Below are 18,187 nucleotides of genomic sequence, written 5' to 3'. Positions count from 1 at the left end.
TGACTGGCGGATCGTAGCTCATTGTTACCTATACTCACAATGAACGGCATCCTGTTATTGTTCCCGCATGACCTCCCCGGATCCCGACGCCCTGCTCGCGGAGCAACTGCTGCGGCTCACCCGCCGGGTGCACCGCATCCAGAAGCGCCATCTGGAACAGCGCGACCTGGGCATCACCCCGGCCCAGTCACGGCTGCTGCGCACCCTCGCGCACTACGGTTCGCCGCCCCGCATGGCAGACCTCGCCGAGCGCCTGGAGGTGGTGCCCCGGGCGGTGACCACGCTGGTCGACGGCCTGGAGGCCAACGGCAAGGTCCGCCGGGTCCCCGACCCGACCAACCGCCGGGTCATCCGGATCGAGATCACCGACGACGGCCGCAAGGCGCTGCGCGAACTGCGCGGGGCGCGCCGGTCCGCGGTGGAGGAGATCCTGGCACCGCTGACCGACGAGCAGCGCGAGGTATTGGGCGGCCTGCTCAACACGCTGATGGACGGGGACGTCGCCCGCATCTGCTGAACCGCGCACCACGCACGCGCCGGGCGCACGGGCCGTTCCGGGTCCCCGGATCGGCTCCTGCCCCGTCCTCCCGGCCCTCCGACGCGCCCGCCGCACGCCACTGTTCACCGCGCCGCCCCGGTCCGCGGCGCCCTCTCACTCCGGATGATGGGGTGATCCGGAGGTCCCGGCCCGTGCGCGGCCTGCCGGATCCGTGCGCCGCCGCGGAAAACCGTTTGATTTCGACGCCGCCACAGCGCCAACCTGTCAGCTTGCCGACGCCCGCCTGGTGGCGTCGATCCTCCGTTCCCTCCCGCCTCCTCCCCGCTCCCGCCTGCCTGCCTTCCGCCCCTGACACGACGAGCCGTTGGGACGTCATGCAGATCCAAGACCTACCGTTTCCCGACCCGGGTGTGCCGGACGCACGCTCGGGTCCCCGGTTCCTGTGGTGGCTGGGCCGGAGCCAGCTGGGCGGCCAGTTCAAGTCGCTGGCCTGGGGGCTGCTGCACTTCGTCGCCGTCTCCGGCCTCCCGTTCTGCGTGGGCCTGGCCGTCCAGGCCGTGGTGGACCGTTCGGGCACCCGGCTCGCCCTGACCGGCGGCCTCATGGTGCTGTGCGGCGCGGCGATCGCGCTGGGCGACACCTTTCTGCACCGGGCCGCGGTCACCAACTGGATCACGGCCGCCGCCCGCGTCCAGCAGTTGCTGGCCCGCAAGGCCGCCCACCTCGGCTCCACGCTGACCCGGCGGGTCGCGGCCGGTGAGGTGGTGGCCGTCTCCACCGGTGACGTCGAGAAGATCGGCTGGTTCGTGGAGGCCGTCTCCCGCTTCACCGCCGCCGCCCTGACCGTCGTGGTGGTCTGTGTCGCACTGCTCTTCTACCAGCCCGCCCTCGGCGTGGTCGTCGCCGCTGGCCTGCCCCTGATGGCCCTCGCGGTGCTGCCGCTGCTGCCCCGCGCGACCCGGCGGGCCGACTTCCAGCGCGAGAAGGCGGGCCGCGCCACCGAACTGGCCTCGGACACCGTGGCCGGGCTGCGGGTGCTGCGCGGCATCGGCGGCGAGGAACTCTTCCTCGACCGCTACCGCCGCGCCTCCCAGGAGGTCCGCCACGCCGCGGTGCGCAGCGCCCGGATGTGGTCGCTGATCTCCGCGATCCAGGTGCTGATGCCGGGACTGCTGCTGATCGCCGTCGTCTGGTACGGCGTCCGGCTGGCCCGCGAGGGCCGGATCACCGTCGGCGAACTGGTCACCGTCTACAGCTCCGTCATGGTCCTCACCTATCCGCTGAGACATTTCGAAGAGATTGCGATGGCCTATTCCTTCTCCCGCCCCTCGGCCCGGCGTGCCGCACGCGTCCTGTCGCTCGAACGCACCACGGACAACGGGGGCGCGCGGGAGACGGAGGTGCCGTCCGGCGACCTGTACGACCCCCTCACCGGTCTCCTGGCACCTGCCGGACGGCTGACCGCGGTGGTGTGCGGCGACCCGGACGCGGCGGGACGGCTCGCGGAGCGGCTGGGCGGGCATCCGGCCGAGAACGGCCCGTCGGTCATGCTGGGCGGTGTCCCGCTGGACGGGCTTCCGCTGGACATCGCCCGCACGGCGGTCCTGGTCCAGGACAAGGACCCGGTGCTGCTCTCGGGTTCGCTGCGCGAGCTCCTCGACGTGCCCGCCTCGGGCGACGTCAGCACCGGCAACGCACTGGCGGCCGCACAGTGCGAGGACGTCCTGACGGCTCTCGTCGAGGGGTCGCTGGACGCCGCGGACCCGTTGGGCACCCGGATCACCGAGCGCGGGCGGTCCCTGTCGGGCGGCCAGCGCCAGCGGCTCGCGCTGGCCCGCTCCCTGCTCACGGACCCGGAGGTCCTCGTCCTCGACGAGCCGACCTCCGCCGTGGACTCCCACACCGAGGCCCGCGTGGCCGAAGGCGTACGGCGGCTGCGGTCGGGGCGTACGACGGTGGTGTTCACCTCCTCGCCGCTCCTCCTGGACCGCGCCGACCGTGTGGTGCTGGTGCACGCGGGTGAGGTCAGGGCGGTCGGGGTGCACCGCGAGCTGATCCGCACCGAGCCCTGGTACCGGGCGGTGGTGACCCGGGAGACCGAGACCGCCGACGGGACGGCTGCGGGTGCGCTGAAGGCGCTGGACGAGTTGGAGAAGCTGGAGAAGCTCGACAGGTCGGAACAGCTGGACGAGCTCGAAGAGATCGAACGGCTCGAAGAGATCGAGGAGAGCGCATGATCGGCGTCGCGCCACCGGCGTACGACCCCGCTGCCCCGACGACCGCGACCACGCTGCCCGTCGGCGCCCCCACGACCGTGCGCGCCTATGTGGCCGAGCTGCTGCGCAGGCACCGCCGTGCCTTCCTGATCCTCATCGCGGTCAACACCGCCGCGGTGCTCGCCTCGATGGTCGGCCCGTGGCTGCTCGGCGACCTCGTCGAGCGGGTGTCGGACCACGGGCGCGAGCTGCGGCTGGGGCCGACGGTGACGCTGTTCGCGGCTGCCCTGGCCGTCCAGGCCGTGTTCGTACGGCAGATGCGGCTGCGGGGCGCGATGCTCGGCGAGCGCATGCTGGCGGACCTGCGCGAGGACTTCCTGGTGCGCTCGGTCGGGCTGCCGCCGGGTGTCCTGGAACGCGCGGGCACCGGTGACCTGCTCTCCCGCATCACCACGGACATCGACCGGCTGGCCAACGCCATGCGCGAGGCCGTGCCCCAGCTGACGATCGGCGTGATGTGGGCCGCCCTGCTGCTGGGCGGGCTGGTGGTCACGGCCCCGCCGCTGGGCGCCGCGGTACTGCTGGCGGCACCGCTGCTGGCGATCGGCTGCCGCTGGTACTTCCGGCGCGCCCCGTCCGCCTACCGCTCCGAGGCCGCCGGGTACGCGGCGGTGGCCGCCGCACTCGCCGAGACCGTGGACGCCGGGCGCACCGTCGAGGCCCACCGCCTCGGGCGCCGTCGTGTCGAGCTGTCGGAGCGGCGGGTCAAGGAGTGGACCGCCTGGGAGCGCTACACCCTGTGGCTGCGGTCGGTCCTCTTCCCCGTCGTCAATCTCACCCATACGACGGTCCTCCTGTCCGTCCTCATGCTCGGTGGGGTGTTCGTGCTTCAGGGCTGGATCGGGGTCGGCCAGCTGACGACGGGCGCGCTGATCGCGCAGATGCTTGTCGACCCGGTGAACCTGATCCTGCGCTGGTACGACGAACTGCAGGTCGCGCAGGTGTCGCTGGCCCGTCTGGTCGGTGTCCGGGACATCGAGCCGGAGCCCGGTGACGCCGGGCTGGCGCCGGAAGGACGGCGGGTGCACGCGGACAGGGTGCACTTCGGCTACCGCGAGGGCGTGGATGTGCTGCGCAGGGTGACCCTCGAGGTGGCACCCGGCACCCGGCTGGCCCTCGTCGGCCCGTCGGGCGCCGGCAAGTCCACCCTCGGGCGGCTGCTCGCCGGGATCTACGCGCCCCGGGACGGCCGGGTCACCCTCGGCGGCGCCGAGTTGTCCCGGATGCCCGCGGAACGCGTCCGCTCGCACGTCGCCCTGGTCAATCAGGAGCATCACGTCTTCGTGGGATCCCTGCGCGACAACCTGCTGCTGGCCCGCGCGGACGCCACCGACGCCGAGCTGTGGGCGGCGCTGGGCGCGGTCGACGCTGACGGCTGGGCGCGGGCGCTGGACGACGGCCTCGACACCGAGGTGGGCTCGGGCGGCCGCACACTCACGCCGGCCCAGGCCCAGCAGATCGCGCTGGCCCGCCTGGTGCTGGCGGACCCGCACACGCTGGTCCTGGACGAGGCGACCTCGCTGCTCGACCCGCGCGCGGCCCGCCATCTGGAGCGGTCCCTCGCCCGCGTCCTCGACGGCCGCACCGTGGTCGCCATCGCCCACCGTCTGCACACCGCGCACGACGCCGATGTCATCGCCGTGGTCGAGAACGGCCGTATCAGCGAACTGGGCAGCCACCAGGAACTGGTCGACGCGGACGGCGCGTACGCGGCGCTGTGGCGGTCCTGGCACGGGTGAGCGGGGGCGTCCGCCGGGTGACGGGACGGGGTGCACCGCGTCGGCCCGTCGGCCCGCCCGACCCGCCCGACCGGCAGGCGGTGGCTCGGGGCTCCGGTGGGCCGGGGTGCCGCAGCGGGTGGCCGACCGATCGCGGCGCGGTGCCGCGGGGCCGGGCGGCGGGTCCGGCGGTCACGAACCGTCGCAGGCCTTGCGCCGTGGCGTTGCGCCGGGGTGAACCGGGGTGGAAGGCTGGAGAGCGGCACCGGCTCGGGAAGTGCCTGCGGGCCGGGTGGTCCGGCGAAGCGGGCGGCCGGTGCCCCGGGAACCGGCGGGCCCGCCGCGGGCCGCGGTGACGGCGGCCCCGTCTCCACCACCTGGAGGTACCCGTGAACAGCGTCGACGGATGGGGAGACGACGTATACCAGCCCGACGGAACCGAGATCCGGGAGGACTCGGGACTGCTCGACGTGGAGGACACCCTGGAGAACGACGGGGTCGGTGATCCTCTCGACCGCGGCTGGTCCCCGCCCGAGCGCCCGTGGGCCGTGGAGCACCGCGGAGTGACGGCTGCCGAGCGGTACCGGGGCGAGAGTCTCGACCAGCGTCTCGCCGAGGAGTTGCCGGATCCGGCCGCGCCCGACGGCGACGGCATCGGCGACTGCGCGGGCACCGACGGCGAGGCCCTGGACAACGAGGTGGGCGCGGCGCGCTCCGGCCGCCTGGTGGCCCCCGACGAGGGGGCCCACGAGGACGAGGAGAGCGCGCTGATCGCGACGGACGTGGGCATCGACGGCGCGGCCGCTTCCGCCGAGGAGGCCGCGATGCACATCGTGGACGACGACTCCCTCTATGGCTGACCGCGTCCCGCCCGTACCGGGATCCGCGGCGGCGGTGGGCAGGCGGGAGGCCAGGACGGGCATGTGGCCGCCCGCACCGGGCGCCGGCACCACGGCGGATTGCGTCCGAAGGGCCCTGGCAGACCCGTCCGGGGTGCGGTTGCCCGTGTGCCGCGGAGCGTGAGCCGCCCCGGTCAGATCACGTTGAGCGCGGCCACACAGCCCAGGCCGCCGAGCACCATGAACACCGGCATCAGTACCTTGATCTCGACCCAGCTTCCGGCCCGGAACCGCATCCCCTTGGGCGGTCCGATCGGGTACCAGCGCCTGCGGCCCAGCGGTATCGGCCACAGGATCGGGCAGCCGGAGACGGTCAGCGCGTCCCCGATGCAGTGCACCAGCGCGCCCAGGCACACCGGCAGGCCCAGCCACAGGTACTCCTGGCCGGGCTGGGAGAACAGCCAGTCCGAGCCGTTCCCCGGCTTGTCCAGGACGCCCGCGAGGATCCATGCGCTGGTCGCGGCCAGCAGCCACACCAGCACGTCGCTGCTGGAGCCGCGGGCCGCCCGCCACAGCAGGCCCTCGATGGCGAGCACCATGTGCACGAAGAGGATCGCCAGCACCGCCCACCGGCCACCGGCGATCGCCGCTCCTGAGCAGATCGCTCCGGTCGCTGCCGCCCACACCCAGGTGTGTGTGAGGGTGCGGTGGCCGCCCGAGCGGCGCGGGTCGCCCGGCTTGCGGGTCGACTTGTAGACGGCGTAGGACAGTTTGTCCACGACCTCGCACATCCAGTTCGACACGGGTCCGAAAGCACGGGAGATCGTGGCGGCCTTGTGGTCGAGGTCCGGGGCGAGGGCGGCACCGGCGCATATCAGCGCGCCGACCAGGAGGACCGGCCAGGGCATCGTGTGACCGGCTGCTGCGGCCGCCGCTCCGACCCCGAGCCAGGCCGCGGCCCCCGACAGTGAGTGTGCTGGTCCCATCATGGCCGTTGCCCGCCCTATTCCTCGTGTACCGCTGTCCAGTTGACCAGGTGCGCCGATGCTGTGTCGGCGGCACAGCGTACCCGCCATGATCGTCGTACGGACATCCGATTCCCCTCCGGGGGAGGACGGCAGGCAAGATGGGGGCGTGACCCTCATCGATCAGTTGCCGCCGACCGCCGACCCCGACGCCCTCTACGAAGCCTTCGAGTCGTGGGCACAGGAGCGGGGGCTCACGCTCTACCCCCATCAGGAGGAGGCGCTGATCGAGGCGGTCTCGGGCGCGAACGTGATCGTGTCGACGCCCACCGGCTCGGGCAAGAGCCTGATCGCCGCGGGGGCACACTTCGCGGCGCTGGCCCGCGACGAGGTCACCTTCTACACGGCTCCGATCAAGGCGCTGGTGTCGGAGAAGTTCTTCGAACTGTGCAAGCTGTTCGGCACCGAGAACGTCGGCATGCTCACCGGCGACGCGTCCGTGAACGCCGACGCCCCCGTCATCTGCTGCACCGCCGAGGTGCTGGCGTCGATCGCGCTGCGTGACGGCAAGGACGCGGACGTCGGCCAGGTCGTGATGGACGAGTTCCATTTCTACGCCGAGCCCGACCGCGGCTGGGCCTGGCAGATCCCGCTGCTCGAACTGCCGCAGGCGCAGTTCGTCCTGATGTCGGCCACCCTCGGCGACGTCTCCTTCTTCGAGAAGGACCTCGCCCGCCGCACCGGCCGCCCCACCTCGGTCGTCCGCTCGGCGACCCGCCCTGTGCCGCTGTCCTACGAGTACCGGCTCACCCCGCTGACGGAGACGCTCACCGATCTGCTGGAGACGCGGCAGGCCCCCGTCTACATCGTGCACTTCACCCAGGCGCAAGCCGTGGAGCGGGCACAGGCCCTGATGAGCATCAACATGTGCTCGCGTGAGGAGAAGGACCAGATCGCCGAACTGATCGGCAACTTCCGCTTCACCACCAAGTTCGGCCGCAATCTGTCCCGTTACGTACGGCACGGCATCGGTGTGCACCACGCCGGGATGCTGCCGAAGTACCGGCGGCTGGTGGAGAAGCTCGCGCAGGCCGGTCTGCTGAAGGTGATCTGCGGGACGGACACGCTCGGCGTGGGCGTCAACGTGCCCATCCGGACGGTGCTGTTCACCGCGCTGACCAAGTACGACGGCAGCCGTGTCCGCACGCTGCGGGCCCGTGAGTTCCACCAGATCGCAGGGCGGGCCGGACGGGCCGGTTTCGACACGGCCGGCTTCGTCGTCGCGCAGGGGCCCGAGCACGTCATCGAGAACGAGAAGGCGCTCGCCAAGGCGGGCGACGACCCGAAGAAGCGCCGCAAGGTGGTCCGCAAGAAGGCCCCCGAGGGTTTCGTCGGGTGGACGGAGAACTCCTTCGAGAAGCTGATCGCCTCCGACCCGGAGCCGCTGACCTCCCGGTTCCGGGTGACACACATGATGCTCCTGTCGGTCATCGCCCGCCCCGGCAACGCCTTCGAGGCGATGCGCCGGCTGCTGGAGGACAACCACGAACCCCGGAAGCAGCAACTGCGGCACATCCGGCGGGCCATCGCGATCTACCGCTCGCTGCTGGACGGCGGCATCGTCGAGAAGCTCGACGAGCCCGACGCCGAGGGACGTATCGTCCGTCTCACCGTCGACCTCCAGCAGGACTTCGCGCTCAACCAGCCGCTCTCCACGTTCGCGCTCGCCGCCTTCGAGCTGCTGGACCCCGAATCGCCGTCGTACGCCCTGGACATGGTGTCGGTCGTGGAGTCGACGCTCGACGATCCGCGGCAGATCCTCGTCGCCCAGCAGAACAAGGCGCGCGGCGAGGCGGTGGCCGCGATGAAGGCGGACGGCGTCGAGTACGAGGAGCGCATGGCGCGTCTTCAGGACGTCACCTACCCGAAGCCGCTGGAGGAACTGCTCTTCCACGCGTACCACACCTACCGCAGGAGCCACCCGTGGGTCGGTGACCACCCGCTCTCGCCGAAGTCCGTCATCCGCGACATGTACGAACGGGCGCTGTCGTTCACGGAGCTGGTGTCGTTGTACGAGCTGGCCCGTACCGAGGGCATCGTGCTGCGCTACCTCGCCAGTGCCTACAAGGCGCTCGACCACACCGTCCCCGACGACCTCAAGTCCGAGGACCTCCAGGACCTGATCGAGTGGCTCGGTGAGACGGTGCGCCAGGTCGACTCGAGCCTGCTGGACGAATGGGAACAACTGGCCAACCCGGAGGAGATGACGGCCGAGGAGGCACAGGAGAGGGCCGACCAGGTCAAGCCGGTGACCGCCAACGCCCGCGCCTTCCGCGTCCTGGTGCGCAACGCCATGTTCCGCCGCGTCGAGCTCGCCGCTCTCGACCAGCTGGACGAACTGGGCGAGATGGATGGCGAGTCCGGCTGGGACACGGCGGCCTGGGAGGAGGCGATGGACAAGTACTGGGAGGAGTACGAGGACCTGGGTACCGGCCCCGACGCCCGCGGCCCGAAGCTGCTCGTGATCCAGGAGGAGCCGCAGAACGCTCTGTGGCGCGTCCGTCAGATCTTCGACGACCCGAACGACGATCATGACTGGGGCATCAGCGCGGAGATCGACCTCACGGCGTCCGACGCCGAGGGCCGCGCCGTCGTCCGCATCACCGATGTCGGCCAGCTGTGAGCCGAGGAGACCCCCTCCCATGACGAACCCGGCCGAGAGACTTGTCGACCTCCTCGACCTCGAGCGGATCGAGGTCGACATCTTCCGTGGCCGCAGCCCGCACGAATCTCTGCAACGGGTCTTCGGCGGGCAGGTGGCCGGACAGGCGCTGGTCGCCGCCGGGCGCACCACGGACGGCGAACGCCCGGTGCACTCCCTGCACGCGTACTTCCTGCGTCCCGGCCGCCCTGGTGTGCCGATCGTGTACCAGGTCGAACGGGTGCGGGACGGCCGGTCTTTCACGACTCGCCGGGTCGCCGCGGTGCAGCAGGGCCGCACGATCTTCAATCTCACCGCCTCCTTTCACAAGCCCGAGGAAGGGCCGTTCGAACACCAGTTGCCGCCGGCCCGTCAGGTGCCGGCCCCGGAGTCCCTGCCGACGGTCACGGAGGAGATCCGGGAGCATCTGGGCGAGCTCCCGGAGCAGTTGGAGCGCATGGCGCGCCGTCAGCCCTTCGACATCCGGTACGTGGACGGGCTGCGCTGGAGCGCTGAGGACGTCAAGGGCGCCGAGCCGCGCAGCGCGGTGTGGCTGCGCGCGGTCGGCCCGCTGGGCGACGACCCGCTCGTGCACACCTGCGCGCTGACCTACGCCAGCGACATGACCCTTCTCGACGCGGTCCGCATCCCGGTCGAACCGCTGTGGGGCCCGAGGAACTTCGACATGGCGTCGCTGGACCACGCCATGTGGTTCCACCGCCCGTTCCGCGCGGACGAGTGGCTGCTGTACGACCAGGAGTCGCCGATCGCGACGGGCGGCCGGGGGCTGGCCCGTGGCCGGATCTACGATCTGCGGGGGCGGCTGCTGGTGTCGGTGGTCCAGGAAGGCCTGTTCAGAAGGGTGTAAGGGCACCCGGCCGGGCTGGTCACACCTTGCTCCTCCTGCCCTCCGGTCCGGGTCACGGCCTCGCGTGGCGGGGGCTTCTGCGACGCAGCCGACCCAGCAGTCCCCGTGCGCACCGCGGACGCCGCTCCGACCGCTGCTGCGGCCCCTTGGCCGTCTCCTGTCGCCGTCCCGGTCCGGTCGGCGCGGGCGTGGCAGCCGGCGGCATCGACGGGACCGGCCGGAATACGGGCCGTTGTGCGAGCCGGTGCGCGCGGGCCTCGTGCAGGGCCTGGGCCAGGTCGGCCCGCAGCCATTCGATCTCGTCCGGGGCGTCCGCCGTCATGAGCCGCTCGGAGAGCTGCGCGGCGGGCGATCCGGGTGCGCCATGGGCGGGCGGTTCCGGGCGCAGCCGGTGCAACCGGGCGAGTTCACCCGGATCCTGGACGAACTCCGAGAGCTGCACCGGGTCGAGGAGGGCCGCCAGAGCACCGGCACGCTGCCAGGGACCGTCCGCCTGCCGCAGCAGAAATCCGAGGTGGCGTGCCCGCCAGTTGCGTGGCCGCAGGTCGACGCCCCCGGTCAGCTGGTCCCGCAGCCGTCCAGGCAGCCGACCAGTGAGCAGCGGTCCGGCCTCTTGACGGTCGGTGAACTGCCTCAGTTCGTCGGCGAGATACAGCCAGACCACGGCACGGTAGCGGTTCGGATAGAACGTCACCGGCGCCACCATGCCCAGGCGAGCCAGGCGGGTGAAGCGCCCCGGCGTCACCTCCATGACGGCCGCGGCCTGCGCGGTGCCCATGGCCCGGACGCTGTCACGCAGTTCCCCCGGGAAGCCGTCCGCCGAAAGCAGGCGGTCGATCTCGGCTCGGGGCACGCGGCGGCCCCCGCCTCCTTCGTCGGGCACCGTGCGGATCCGCCCGAGGTGGACCCCGAGATCGAACTCGCTGCGCTTGAGCCCGAGTTCCCGGGCCGCACGGCCCGGTGGGTACGCGTGATGAGGACGTGCTGCGACAGTCTCGCCGATCATGGTCGGTCTCCCCCGTGGAGTGAGTGGCCCGCGCTGTACGCGCCGGCCTCGGGAAAAACCGTAGCCGCATTCGCGAGATCCGTGGCGAGCCTGTGGACAACTCCGCCGTGACAGATGAACCCGCAGGTCAGTCAGAAGTCCGCTGAGGGGACGTTCTCCGGCTGGCGCGCGTCCACGTCGAGGTGTTCGCCGACGCGGTTGACGAGCAGTGTCATCTCGTAGGCGATCTGCCCGATGTCGACCTCCGCGCCGCTGAGCACACACAGGCAGCTGGCGGTGCCCGCGGCGGTGACGAACAGGACGGCGTCGTCATACTCGATCATCGTCTGGCGTACCCGGCCCGCGCCGAAGTGGCGGCCGGAGCCTTTGGCCAGGCTGTGCAGTCCCGACGCGACGGCAGCGAGGTGTTCGGCGTCGTCGCGGCGCAGCCCCGTGCTCGCACCCGTGACGAGTCCGTCGTTGGACAGCACCAGCGCATGCCGTACATGTTCGACGCGTGCGGTCAGATCGTCCAGCAGCCAGCCGAGTTTCTGGTTCTGTGCCATGGTCCGCTCTCCCCGTGAGATGTCTCCCCCCGGCACGGGGGAGCTCCTGGCCAGCCTTCCCCACCTCGGGCGCCCGGACAAGGAGGATGGGCATATGGCACAGAAGATGACCGACGACGAGTGGCGGGCTTTCGTCTCGTACGGCACCCGCACCGGCAAGCTCTCGACCGTCCGGGCCGACGGGAGCCCGCATGTGACGCCGATCTGGTTCGTGCTGGACGGCGACGAGGTCGTGTTCAACACGGCCGAAAACAGCGTGAAGGGGCGCAATCTCGCCCTGGACGGCCGGGTCGCGCTGTGCGTGGACGACGACCGGCCGCCGTACGGCTTCGTGCTGCTGGAGGGCCGGGCCCGGATCTCGGCGGACCTGGACGAACTGCGCCGCTGGGCCACCCGTATCGGGGCCCGGTACATGGGTGCGGAGCGCGCCGAGGAGTTCGGCGCCCGCAACGGCGTCCCGGGCGAACTCCTGGTCCGCGTCACCGTGGGCAAAGTGACGGCGCTGAAGAACATCTCGGACTGAGGGGCAGTCACGCCGGACACCGCGTCAGCCGATGTGTGCGGGACGTTCCGTCAGCTCACCGACGCGAGCAGCCGGGCGGTGTGCACCCGCCCGGCGTACTCGACGAGGCGGATCAGCACCTCCTTCCCCGAGGCCCGGTCACGGGCGTCGCACTGGACCACGGGGATGTCCCGGTCGAGACCGAGCGCCTGGGAGACTTCGTCCGGCGAATAGCCACGGGTCCCGGTGAAGCGGTTGACGGCCACCACGAACGGGACACACCGGTCCTCGAAGTAGTCGACCGCCGCGAAGCAGTCCTGGAGGCGGCGGGTGTCTGCGAGGACCACGGCGCCGAGGGCACCACGCGACAGTTCGTCCCACAGGAACCAGAAGCGCTCCTGGCCGGGAGTACCGAACAGGTAGAGGGAGAGCCCGGTCCGGATGGTGATGCGCCCGAAGTCGAGCGCGACGGTCGTGGTGAGCTTCTGGCCGACGCCGTCGGTGACGTCCACCGACCGGCCCGCCACGCTCAGCGCTTCCTCGGTCCGCAGCGGCCTGATCTCGCTGACCGTGCCCACCAGCGTGGTCTTGCCCACGCCGAATCCACCGGCGACCAATATCTTCAGGGCCAGCGGGGACTCGTCGCCCGCGGTGCCGGAGTGCTCGACGAAGATCATGGCCACTTCTCCCAGGTGTGCGTGCGGGCGAAGCCAGCAGCATGGCAAGGCGGGTCCGTCACCGGGGGATTCGACCGGTCTTTGCCCGGTCCGGCCGACTTGAGCCGCCCGGCTGTCCGAAGCGGTGCACAACCGGCACGATCACGTCCGTCTGGTATGCGGGACGGGAGCGTCCTCGGCCCTGGTGCGGAATCATGCGTCGTATGAGCGAGGACCACACGAAAGTGCAGGAGTTCTTCGGCGCCCGCGCGGCCCACTGGGACAGCCGTTTCCCCGACGACGGCCCGGCCTACGCCGCCGCGGTCGCAGATCTCGGGCTGCGCGAGGGCGACCGCGTGCTCGACGCGGGCTGCGGTACCGGGCGTGCTCTGCCGCCGCTGCGGGCCGCTGTGGGGAGCACGGGAGTGGTCGTCGGAGCGGATCTGACACCGGCCATGCTCGAGGCCGCCGTAGGGGCCGGGCGGGATCGCGAGGGGTGGCTGGTACTGGCCGATGTCGCCGCGCTGCCGCTGCGCTCCGGCTCGCTGGACGCCGTGTTCGCGGCGGGCCTCATCGCGCATCTGGCGCATCCCGCCGAGAACCTGGGGGAACTGTGCCGAGTGGTACGTCCCGGCGGCAGGCTGGCGCTGTTCCACCCCGTCGGCCGGGCCGCGCTCGCCGCCCGCCAGGGGCGCCGTCTCACCCCGGACGACCTCCGCGCCGAGGCGAATCTGCGTCCGCTGCTCACCGGTTCGGGGTGGCGCATGACGTCGTACACCGACGAGGACGACCGGTTTCTGGCGCTCGCCGTCCGCGAGGGCTGAGCCCGGGGGACAGCGGCGCGGGGCTCATACGGCGGCCGACCGGCCCGCCACCGCAGGGTCATTTCGCCCACGGCGGGCAAAAAGCCGAGGACCGCAGTTCCGGGTGTGCCGAGGAGTCGTGACAACCGCGTCGGCCCCGCATTAGGGTGCGCGCGGTTGGACGAAACCAGTGGGGAGGCTGGGATGGCCGGGACGGACGAGGACGCCGCCGTGGCCGCCGCCGACGACGCGCTCTATGTGCTCACGGCGGTGCTGCTGACGCCCGCGCAGTTCCCGAGCGTGCTCGGTGACGACTATCCGGAGGCATGCACGGCACTCGGGCTGGCGCCGCTGGCGGACGGGTACGGCCTGGTGATCGGCCAGGACGGCGACGGTGCGCGCTGGACGGTGGTCGTCGACGACGTGTCGCTGGTCGCCGTCGCCATCGCGTCATGGGACTGCGGCATGGAGTACGACCTGTCCCCCGGCGAACGCACGGTCGTCACCGCCCTGCCCGGCTGGCCCCTCGCCGTGGCCGTCGCGGCCCCCGGTGTCCCGGCCCCGCACGATCCCGGCCCCGAGCTCACGGACGGGCCCGTGCTGTCCCCGCCGGACACCGGCACCTGGGGCCCCGCACAGCGTCGGCTGGGTGCCGACGAGATCGCGCTCCAGTGGGCGGTGTGGCGGGAGCAGATCGACGACGACCTGTTCCGACAGCCGGAGCCCGAACCCGCGTCCACGACGCCGGAAGATCCGTCCGGGGCGCCGGACACCGGCCCGCAGGACGGTGATGGCCAAGACAGCGACACCGGTACCGACAGCGACAGCGACAGCGACAGCGACAGCCAGGGTGGTGTGCCGCACGGCCACATAGGTGTCCGACGTGTCCTGGCCGAGGCACGAGCCTATGTGGACTCCCCTCCGCCTCTGGGCAGGGTCCGCTCGTCCTTCGCCCCGGGGGACGCCCGGACGCTGCGGGCCGACGGTCCCGGCTGGTCGATGGTGGCCAGGACCGACGACATCGCGTTCGTCCTCCTCGACGACGAGCCAGGCGAGGTGCTGCCGGTGGGCCGGGGCCCGCAGCTGCCAGGGCTTCTGGAGGCTCTTGACAAGCTGGCCGTGCGCCCCAGTTGACCCCGGCACGGGCGGGCACCGCACCATGTGTCCCGTCGCCCGTGTACCGGGGCCGTGCCGGGGCCGCGTGGCTCAGCGGCCGAGTTCCTTGCGGGCGGCGCGGCGCAGCCTGCGGCGCTGGGAGGGGTCCAGGGTGAGGTACGCGACTGCCGGGACTCCCAGGACGATCAGCAGCGCGGCCCACCAGGGCAGCCAGATGAGCAGGATCAGACCGACCGCCACACCCCCTGCGGCGATCTTCGCGTTCTTCGACATGAGTGTCGCCTCCTTCGCGGCCACTGCCGCTCTCTGATGTGAGAACGGCCCCGTGCCCCCAGCGGTTCCGGGTCGCGCCCCTGATTGAACCCTGAGGTCCGTCCCCTACTGGTAGAGACGGGCCACTGTTACTGGTAGAGACGGGCCACCGGCGGACGGGACGACCCGACGAGCGGGTGACGCCAGGTGTTCACCCGACTGTCGCACGGCGTTCCGGACGGGAGCCAACTCTGGCCGCTGTCAGCGAATTTGAGCACAGGAGGCCAGATGTCCCCGCACGCCACCGGCTGGCGCCGCGTCCACCGTACCGTCGCGGCGGGCGTTCCCCTCGCAGTGCTGGCAGCCCTGGTGGCCGCCGCTCCGGCGTCCGGCGCCGGGAAGGGCAGCACCGGCGAGAGCGCTTCCGTCACCCGCCGGGCGACACTCGGCGACATCCCGCTGGGCACGTTCAGCAATGCGCTGCTCCCCGGGACCGTGGCCGACGACCGGGGGGTCGACCTCGGCGGGATCGGCAGCGACATCTACCCGGCGGGACGCAAGGGCGAGTTCTGGACGGTCACCGACCGCGGGCCCAACGGCCAGATCAAGGTGGACGGCAAGAAGCGCCGCACGTTCCCGGTGCCGGGCTTCGACCCGGCGATCGTGAAGATCCGGGTGTCCGGCGACACCGTGCGGGTGATCGACGCCATTCCGATCACCACCGCGTCCGGCAAGGCCGTCACCGGACTGCCGAACCAGGCGGGCCGCGACGAGGCGCCGTACTCCTACGACGCCAAGACGCCGCTGTCGTACGACCCGGACGGGCTGGACACCGAGGGCATCGTGCGGGCCGCGGACGGGAGCTTCTGGCTGGTCGACGAGTACGGTCCCTCGCTGATCCACGTCTCTGCGCACGGGAAGGTGCTCACGCGTTTTGTGCCCAAGGGGCTGAACCTCACCGGCACCGGCTACCCGGTGGTGGAGGCGCTGCCGTCCGTCTTCCTGCACCGGAAGATCAACCGCGGGTTCGAGGGCCTGGCTCAGCTGCCCTCCGGGGATCTGGTGATCGCGCTGCAGAGCCCGCTGTCGCTGCCGGACGGGAACGCCGGGGACGCCTCGCGCACCACCCGGCTGATGCGCTTCTCGCCGTGCAAGCAGGCCGTCACGGCCGAGTACGTCTACCGCTTCGACCCGGTGGATGTGGTCGACCCCGGCGAGGACGACACCTCCGAGCTCAAGATGTCGTCGGTGGTCGCCGTGGGCGGTGACCGGCTGCTGGTGGAGGAGCGCACGGACAAGGCGGCCCGGCTCCAGCTGGTGCGTCTGGACCGCAGGGCGAACATTCTCGGTGGTCCCTGGGACGACGACACCACGTCCCCGTCCCTGGAGCAGCTCGCCGACCCGGCGGCAGCGGGTGTGCCGGTGCTCGGCAAGCGGCTGGTCGTCGATCTGGGCACGGTCACCGGCGTGCCGGGGAAGATCGAGGGCGTCGCGCGCGTGGATCACGACACGCTCGCTGTGATCAACGACAACGACTTCGGCATGACGGACGGCGCGGGCGCGTTCGACGCGCAGGGCAGGCTGGTCGACAGCGGGATCGAGACGACGGTGACGTACGTGCGGCTGCCGCACGGCATCTGACCGCCTGCCCGCGCGGGCGCCCTTCAGGGGCGCCCTCCGCCCAGCACGAACGGGACCAGCGACTCCAGATCGCTGGGCAGTGCGCTGGGGAGCGCAGTCGGCAGCTTGCTCGGCAGCCTGGAGGGCAGTGCGGTGGGGAGCTCGGTCGGCAGCGTCGACGGCAGGCCCAGGGAGGGCGCCGACGACGAGCCGGTGCCGCCGTCGCTCTCGGCGGGCGGCTTGCGGTCCGAGGATCCGCCACCCGCCGACGCCATGAGCAACACGGCGGCGACGGCCGCCACGGCGACCAGTACCGCCAGCGCGAGGAACAGCGGACTCGGACGCCGCCTGGCACCTGGTGGCCCGGGCGGCTGAGGCGGTACGGGCGGCAGGGTCATACCGTCAAGGATCTCCGCACGGCAGCCAACACGCGACCCCCACAGGGAGGTTGATACCCGCTCGTGCCAGGGTCGGCACGGTTTCGGGGCAATCGGAGAACGCCGGGACCGGCCCCGCGCGGGGCCGGTCCGATGATGTGGTGATTCCGGGTACGCGCGCGTGACGGTCGTCGACAGCCACGCGCGCGCACGCGCATGCGTCAGCCCCGGGCGCCGAGCAGGTGGTCCATGGCCAGCTGATCGAGACGCTCGAAGGCCATACCGCGCACGGCAGCGGCCTCGATGTCGAACTCCTCGAACGCCGCGCGGTCGGCGAGCAGCGCCTCCAGGCCGTCCGCGGCCGTCGGCTGGGCCAGCTGGTCCAGGCGCGAGGCGTGCAGCGCCTCCTGGACCTCCGGGTCGGCGCGGAAGGCGGCGGCGCGCTCCTTCAGCATCAGGTAGTTGCGCATGCAGCCCGCGGCGGACGCCCAGACGCCGTCGAAGTCCTCGGTCCGCGGCGGCTTGAAGTCGAAGTGCCGCGGGCCGCTGTAGCCGGCGCTCTCCAGCAGGTCGACGAGCCAGAAGGCGGCACGCAGGTCGCCGGCGCCGAAACGCAGGTCCTGGTCGTACTTGATGCCGGACTGGCCGTTGAGGTCGATGTGGAAGAGCTTGCCCGCCCACAGCGCCTGGGCGATGCCGTGCGGGAAGTTGAGACCTGCCATCTGCTCGTGGCCGACCTCGGGGTTGACGCCGTACAGCTCGGGCCGCTCGAGGCGCTCGATGAACGCCAGGGCGTGGCCGACGGTGGGCAGCAGGATGTCGCCGCGCGGCTCGTTCGGCTTGGGCTCGATGGCGAAGCGCAGGTCGTAGCCCTGGGAGGTGACGTATTCGCCGAGAAGGTCGAAGGCCTCCTTCATACGGTCCAGCGCCACGCGCACGTCCTTGGCGGCACCGGACTCAGCGCCCTCACGGCCGCCCCAGGCGACATAGATCTTGGCGCCGAGCTCCGCGGCGAGGTCGATGTTGCGGATCGTCTTGCGCAGCGCGTAGCGGCGCACGTCGCGGTCGTTGGCGGTGAACGCGCCGTCCTTGAAGACGGGGTGGGTGAAGAGGTTGGTGGTGGCCATCGGCACGGTCATGCCGGTGGTCTCGAGGGCCTGGCGGAAGCGCTTGATGTGCGCCTCGCGCTCGGTGTCGGAGGACCCGAAGGGGATCAGATCGTCGTCGTGGAAGGTCACGCCGTAGGCGCCGAGTTCGGCCAGGCGCTGCACCGACTCGACCGGGTCGAGGGCGGGGCGGGTGGCGTCGCCGAAGGGGTCCCTTCCCTGCCAGCCGACGGTCCACAGGCCGAAGGTGAACCTGTCCTCGGGGGTGGGCTGGTAGTTCATGCCGCGGCTCCTTGCTTGCGACTATTTCGTCAGGGCGGTTTACAAATTAGTATGCC

The 18,187-nt window shown here is 71.6% G+C and carries 17 protein-coding genes; 10 read left to right on the top strand and 7 right to left on the bottom strand.

The window, feature by feature from the left end; genetic code table 11:
- The first annotated feature begins 67 nt into the window (after window positions 1–67).
- The 4 genes from ACSYGN_RS35090 (at window position 68) to ACSYGN_RS35075 (ending at window position 5,353) form a co-directional block, all read left to right on the top strand.
- Window positions 68–517 (top strand): MarR family winged helix-turn-helix transcriptional regulator, encoded by a 450-nt coding sequence (locus ACSYGN_RS35090; RefSeq protein WP_460402903.1) that lies wholly within the window; start codon window positions 68–70, stop codon window positions 515–517.
- Window positions 518–873: 356 nt separating this feature from the next.
- Window positions 874–2,736 (top strand): ABC transporter ATP-binding protein, encoded by a 1,863-nt coding sequence (locus ACSYGN_RS35085; protein WP_460402901.1) that lies wholly within the window; start codon window positions 874–876, stop codon window positions 2,734–2,736.
- Entirely contained in the window at window positions 2,733–4,514 is a 1,782-nt protein-coding gene (locus ACSYGN_RS35080; protein WP_460402899.1) for an ABC transporter ATP-binding protein, read from the top strand. The genes ACSYGN_RS35085 and ACSYGN_RS35080 overlap by 4 nt, the downstream gene beginning before the upstream one ends.
- Before the next feature lie 368 nt (window positions 4,515–4,882).
- On the top strand, window positions 4,883–5,353 hold the full coding sequence (locus ACSYGN_RS35075) for a DUF5709 domain-containing protein (RefSeq protein WP_460402897.1): 471 nt from the start codon (window positions 4,883–4,885) through the stop codon (window positions 5,351–5,353).
- Window positions 5,354–5,526: 173 nt separating this feature from the next.
- On the opposite strand, the gene ACSYGN_RS35070 is transcribed toward ACSYGN_RS35075, so the two are convergent.
- Window positions 5,527–6,321, bottom strand: coding sequence for a metal-dependent hydrolase (locus tag ACSYGN_RS35070; protein WP_460402895.1), 795 nt, complete (start codon window positions 6,319–6,321; stop codon window positions 5,527–5,529).
- A gap of 145 nt (window positions 6,322–6,466) precedes the next feature.
- Here ACSYGN_RS35070 and ACSYGN_RS35065 point away from each other — a divergent pair, with 145 nt between their 5' ends.
- Window positions 6,467–8,980, top strand: coding sequence for a DEAD/DEAH box helicase (locus ACSYGN_RS35065; protein WP_460402893.1), 2,514 nt, complete (start codon window positions 6,467–6,469; stop codon window positions 8,978–8,980).
- A 19-nt stretch (window positions 8,981–8,999) separates the two neighbouring features.
- Window positions 9,000–9,866 carry an acyl-CoA thioesterase gene (locus tag ACSYGN_RS35060; protein ID WP_460402891.1) on the top strand — a complete coding sequence of 289 codons (867 nt, stop codon included), beginning with the start codon at window positions 9,000–9,002 and terminating at the stop codon, window positions 9,864–9,866.
- Window positions 9,867–9,918: 52 nt separating this feature from the next.
- Here the strand turns inward: ACSYGN_RS35060 and ACSYGN_RS35055 are convergent, their stop codons facing one another.
- Window positions 9,919–10,872 (bottom strand): DUF6397 family protein, encoded by a 954-nt coding sequence (locus ACSYGN_RS35055; RefSeq protein WP_460402889.1) that lies wholly within the window; start codon window positions 10,870–10,872, stop codon window positions 9,919–9,921.
- Between the two features lie 131 nt (window positions 10,873–11,003).
- Window positions 11,004–11,417: a roadblock/LC7 domain-containing protein gene (locus tag ACSYGN_RS35050; protein WP_460402887.1), complete on the bottom strand. Its 414-nt coding sequence runs from the start codon at window positions 11,415–11,417 to the stop codon at window positions 11,004–11,006.
- Between the two features lie 94 nt (window positions 11,418–11,511).
- On the opposite strand from ACSYGN_RS35050, the gene ACSYGN_RS35045 reads away from it, so the two are divergent.
- Complete coding sequence (locus tag ACSYGN_RS35045) at window positions 11,512–11,940, top strand: PPOX class F420-dependent oxidoreductase (protein WP_460402885.1); 429 nt, start codon at window positions 11,512–11,514, stop codon at window positions 11,938–11,940.
- A gap of 50 nt (window positions 11,941–11,990) precedes the next feature.
- Here the strand turns inward: ACSYGN_RS35045 and ACSYGN_RS35040 are convergent, their stop codons facing one another.
- On the bottom strand, window positions 11,991–12,593 hold the full coding sequence (locus ACSYGN_RS35040; RefSeq protein ID WP_460403929.1) for a GTP-binding protein: 603 nt from the start codon (window positions 12,591–12,593) through the stop codon (window positions 11,991–11,993).
- 206 nt (window positions 12,594–12,799) lie between these two features.
- On the opposite strand from ACSYGN_RS35040, the gene ACSYGN_RS35035 reads away from it, so the two are divergent.
- Together ACSYGN_RS35035 and ACSYGN_RS35030 are read left to right on the top strand one after the other, a co-directional pair.
- Complete coding sequence (locus tag ACSYGN_RS35035) at window positions 12,800–13,399, top strand: class I SAM-dependent methyltransferase (RefSeq protein WP_460402883.1); 600 nt, start codon at window positions 12,800–12,802, stop codon at window positions 13,397–13,399.
- Between the two features lie 183 nt (window positions 13,400–13,582).
- On the top strand, window positions 13,583–14,512 hold the full coding sequence (locus ACSYGN_RS35030; RefSeq protein ID WP_460402881.1) for a hypothetical protein: 930 nt from the start codon (window positions 13,583–13,585) through the stop codon (window positions 14,510–14,512).
- Between the two features lie 72 nt (window positions 14,513–14,584).
- On the opposite strand, the gene ACSYGN_RS35025 is transcribed toward ACSYGN_RS35030, so the two are convergent.
- Window positions 14,585–14,767, bottom strand: a complete 183-nt coding sequence (locus ACSYGN_RS35025) for a hypothetical protein (RefSeq protein ID WP_460402879.1) — start codon at window positions 14,765–14,767, stop codon at window positions 14,585–14,587.
- Window positions 14,768–15,034: 267 nt separating this feature from the next.
- Between ACSYGN_RS35025 and ACSYGN_RS35020 the strand changes: the two genes are divergently transcribed.
- Window positions 15,035–16,387 (top strand): esterase-like activity of phytase family protein, encoded by a 1,353-nt coding sequence (locus ACSYGN_RS35020; protein ID WP_460402877.1) that lies wholly within the window; start codon window positions 15,035–15,037, stop codon window positions 16,385–16,387.
- A gap of 23 nt (window positions 16,388–16,410) precedes the next feature.
- Here the strand turns inward: ACSYGN_RS35020 and ACSYGN_RS35015 are convergent, their stop codons facing one another.
- Window positions 16,411–16,764, bottom strand: a complete 354-nt coding sequence (locus ACSYGN_RS35015) for a hypothetical protein (protein WP_460402875.1) — start codon at window positions 16,762–16,764, stop codon at window positions 16,411–16,413.
- A 200-nt stretch (window positions 16,765–16,964) separates the two neighbouring features.
- Window positions 16,965–18,131: a xylose isomerase gene (gene xylA / locus ACSYGN_RS35010; protein ID WP_460402873.1), complete on the bottom strand. Its 1,167-nt coding sequence runs from the start codon at window positions 18,129–18,131 to the stop codon at window positions 16,965–16,967.
- Window positions 18,132–18,187 lie beyond the last annotated feature (56 nt).

The organism is Streptomyces sp. YIM S03343, from assembly GCF_054729195.1.
The sequence above is the reverse complement of the archived record's forward strand: the minus strand, read 5'-3'. Positions and strand labels throughout refer to the sequence as shown.